The following is a 799-nucleotide window of genomic DNA, read 5'->3' on the forward strand; positions in this document are numbered from 1 at the left end:
TTGCGGGTCTGTACCAGCGTGATGACTTCAAACAGTTCGTCGAGCGTGCCGAAACCACCCGGAAACACCACAAGCGCCTTGGCGCGCATCATGAAGTGCATCTTGCGCAGCGCGAAGTAGTGGAATTTGAATGACAGCTCAGGCGGCACATAAGGGTTGGCCGCTTCTTCCATGGGCAGGGCGATCGCCAGGCCCACACTGAGCCCGCCGGCCTCGTGCGCACCCCGGTTGGCCGCCTGCATGATGCCCGGGCCGCCGCCGGTGCAGATGAAGAGCTTGGTCTCGGGCGGTTTTGTCTCGCTGTACTGCGCCACGAGCTTGCCGAAGGCGCGGGCTTTTTCGTAATAGTGGGCATTGCGGGCCAGTTTGCGCGCGCGGTCTATGGTTTCGGCATCCCCGCCTGCCTCGGCTTCGGCCACCATGGTGACGGAATCTTCCTCGCTGCGAAACCTGGCGCTGCCGAAAACGACCACGGTATTTTCAATGCCATGGGCCTGCTGTTCCAGGTCGGGCTTGAGCAGTTCCAGCTGGAAGCGGATCCCGCGTGTTTCACGCCGCAGCAAAAACTCCGGGTCGGCAAATGCCAGCCGTGAGGCGTCGGCCTCCAGCGGTGTGCCTTCCCGTGCATGGGCCTGCAGTTCAGCCCAGGCGTTGGCCAGGCGGCTGACGGATAAATCTTGTTTTTGTTCCATAAGCTTATTGTGAACGATCAGGTGGGGAGGGTGCTTTTCGGGGACTGGAGGCCGCGCAAAGCAAAAAGGCTCCGTAAGGAGCCTTTTGAGGGAGATGAAAGAGGCAG

Annotated in this window: 1 protein-coding gene; it reads right to left on the reverse strand. The window is 61.0% G+C overall.

Translation table 11 applies throughout. From position 1 onward, the window contains the following. Nucleotides 1-692 (reverse strand): LOG family protein (locus AC1D1X_RS24730; RefSeq protein WP_477699544.1); only part of this gene is annotated, 692 nt, incomplete at its 3' end. Nucleotides 693-799 lie beyond the last annotated feature (107 nt).

The sequence above is a fragment of the Polaromonas sp. P1_G4 genome (genome assembly GCF_056405475.1).